Origin of the sequence: Undibacterium sp. MH2W, assembly GCF_049340215.1 — a bacterium.
Taxonomy (GTDB): domain Bacteria; phylum Pseudomonadota; class Gammaproteobacteria; order Burkholderiales; family Burkholderiaceae_D; genus Undibacterium.
The window spans coordinates 1-3,459 of the sequence record NZ_JBMPPA010000018.1; the positions used below are offsets into that span (position 1 = coordinate 1).

At 47.2% G+C, this 3,459-nt stretch carries 1 protein-coding gene; it reads right to left on the reverse strand.

Annotated features, from left to right (window positions below; all coding sequences use genetic code 11):
- Positions 1-3,459: beta strand repeat-containing protein (locus ACO0K2_RS19645; protein ID WP_423021752.1), on the reverse strand; the 3,459-nt coding region annotated here is incomplete at both ends.

Consider the following 3,459-nt stretch of genomic DNA (forward strand, 5'->3'; position numbering starts at 1 on the left):
CTACTGCCGTTCCTGTGTAATTCAGTGTTTGGCCATTGACCCCGGTGATGTTGACCTGACCTGACGTTAAGCTCGTTGTACTATCGTAGGTCTTGGTGGCATTGATCGTCGCGATCGCACGATCAATATTCAGCGTACCGTTGGTGAAAATGATATTGCTATAGTTGCTGTTGCTACCGCTGACTATGTTGGTATAGGTGCCAGCATTAGTACCTATCGCACCACTAGCGGTAAAGCCACTGATGTTCGCCGCTGTATCAGAACCGACGAGTCCTGTGGCGGTGAAGCCGCTAATACTTTGCTGATTGCCGTTGTAGGTACCACTTTGGCTGTTACCGATAATGTTGACCGCGGTAGTGACAGCGTTGATCGTTGCTTTGTTATTCAGTGACCGAACTGATAGGCTAGGCAGGATGTAATTGGACGCGAGACCAGTGCCGTCAGCTAAGCCTGTAATGCCACTGACATAGTTACTGCCGTTAGCGACAACGTTGGCATTGTTGGCAGATGCTGTTCCGGTGTAGTTCAGTGTTTGGCCATTGATGCCGGTAATGTTGACCTGACCAGATGTTAAGCTCGTTGTGCTGTCATAGGTTTTGGTGGCATTGATCGTTGCGATTGCACGATCAATGTTGAGTGTGCCGTTGGTGAAGATGATATTGCTATAGTTGCTGTTGCTACCGCTGACTATGTTGGTATAGGTGCCAGCGTTGGTTCCTATTGCGCCGCTAGCAGTGATGCCACTGATGTTGGCCGCTGTATCCGTTCCAACTAAGCCAGTTGCAGTAAATCCGCTAACACTTTGTTGATTACCGTTGTAGGTACCACTTTGACTGTTGCCGATAATGTTGACTGCGGTAGTGACAGCGTTGATCGTTGCTTTGTTATTTAACGATGCACTGCTTAACGAAGGTAATACATAGTTCGACGCTAAACCAGTGCCGTCAGCTAAACCGGTGATGCCACTGACATAGTTACTACCATTAGCAGCGACATTGGCATTGTTTGCTGATGCCGTTCCTGTGTAATTCAGTGTTTGGCCATTGACCCCGGTAATGTTGACCTGACCTGATGTTAAGCTCGTTGTGCTGTCATAAGTCTTTGTCGCATTGATCGTTGCGATTGCACGATCAATGTTGAGTGTGCCGTTGGTGAAGATAATATTGCTGTAGTTGCTGTTGCTACCACTGACTGTGTTGGTATAGGTGCCAGCATTCGTACCTATTGCACCACTAGCGGCGATACCACTGATGTTGGCTGCTGTATCCGTTCCCACTAAGCCGGTTGCAGAAAATCCGCTAACGCTTTGTTGATTGCCGTTGTAGGTACCACTTTGACTGTTGCCGATAATGTTGACTGCGGTAGTGACAGCGTTGATCGTTGCTTTGTTATTTAACGATGCACTGCTTAACGAAGGTAATACATAGTTCGACGCTAAACCAGTGCCGTCAGCTAAACCGGTGATGCCACTGACATAGTTACTACCATTAGCAGCGACATTGGCATTGTTTGCTGATGCCGTTCCTGTGTAATTCAGTGTTTGGCCATTGACCCCGGTAATGTTGACCTGACCTGATGTTAAGCTCGTTGTGCTGTCATAAGTCTTTGTCGCATTGATCGTTGCGATTGCACGATCAATGTTGAGTGTGCCGTTGGTGAAGATAATATTGCTGTAGTTGCTGTTGCTACCACTGACTGTGTTGGTATAGGTGCCAGCATTCGTACCTATTGCACCCCTAGCGGCGATACCACTGATGTTGGCTGCTGTATCCGTTCCCACTAAGCCGGTTGCAGAAAATCCGCTAACGCTTTGTTGATTGCCGTTGTAGGTACCACTTTGACTGTTACCGACAATGTTGACCGCGGTAGTGACAGCGTTGATCGTCGCTTTGTTATTTAGTGACTGCACTGATAGGCTAGGCAGGATGTAATTGGAAGCCAAACCAGTGCCGTCAGCCAAACCGGTGATGCCACTGACATAGTTACTTCCATTAGCAGCTACATTAGCATTGTTTGCTGATGCCGTTCCTGTGTAATTGAGTGTTTGTCCATTGACCCCTGTGACGCTAATCTGACCTGCATTTAAATTGGTTGTACTGTCATAGGTCTTTGTCGCATTGATCGTTGCAATTGCACGATCAATGTTGAGAGAACCATTCGTGAAGATGATATTGCTGTAGTTGCTGTTGCTACCACTGACGATGTTTGTGTAGCTACCAGCATTCGTACCCATTGCACCACTAGAAATAATGCCGCTGATGTTGGCAGTTGTATCAGAACCGACGAGTCCAGTGGCGGTGAAGCCGCTAACACTTTGTTGATTACCGTTGTAGGTACCACTTTGACTGTTACCGATAATGTTGACTGCGGTAGTGACAGCATTGATCGTTGCTTTGTTATTTAACGATGCGCTGCTTAACGAAGGCAATACATAGTTCGACGCGAGACCAGTACCGTCAGCCAAACCGGTGATGCCGCTCACATAATTACTGCTGTTAGCAGCAACGTTAGCATTATTTGCTGATGCCGTTCCCGTGTAATTGAGTGTCTGTCCATTGACCCCAGTGACGCTAATCTGACCTGCATTTAAATTGGTTGTACTGTCATAGGTCTTGGTGGCATTGATCGTTGCGATCGCACGATCAATGTTGAGTGTGCCATTGGTGAAGATGATATTGCTGTAGTTGCTGTTGCTACCACTGACGATGTTTGTGTAGCTACCAGCATTAGTACCTGTTGCACCGCTAGCAGTGATGCCACTGATGTTGGCCGCTGTGTCTGAGCCGACGAGCCCAGTGGCGGTGAAGCCGCTAACACTTTGTTGATTACCGCTGTAGGTACCACTTTGACTGTTACCGATAATGTTGACTGCGGTAGTGACAGCATTGATCGTTGCTTTGTTATTTAACGATGCGCTGCTTAACGAAGGCAATACATAGTTCGACGCGAGACCAGTACCGTCAGCCAAACCGGTGATGCCGCTCACATAATTACTGCTGTTAGCAGCAACGTTAGCATTATTTGCTGATGCCGTTCCCGTGTAATTGAGTGTCTGTCCATTGATCCCAGTGACGCTAATCTGACCTGCATTTAAATTGGTTGTACTGTCATAGGTCTTTGTCGCATTGATCGTTGCTATTGCACGATCGATGTTGAGCGAACCATTCGTGAAGATGATATTGCTGTAGTTGCTGTTGCTACCGTTGACTATATTGGTATAACTACCAGCATTGGTTCCTATCGCACCAGTAGCAGCAAAGCCACTGATGTTGGCTGCTGTATCAGAACCGACGAGTCCTGTGGCGGTGAAGCCGCTAACACTTTGTTGATTGCCGTTGTAGGTACCACTTTGGCTATTACCGATAATATTAACTGCGGTAGTGACAGCGTTGATCGTTGCTTTGTTATTTAACGATGCATTACTTAACGAAGGCAATACATAGTTCGACGCCAAACCAG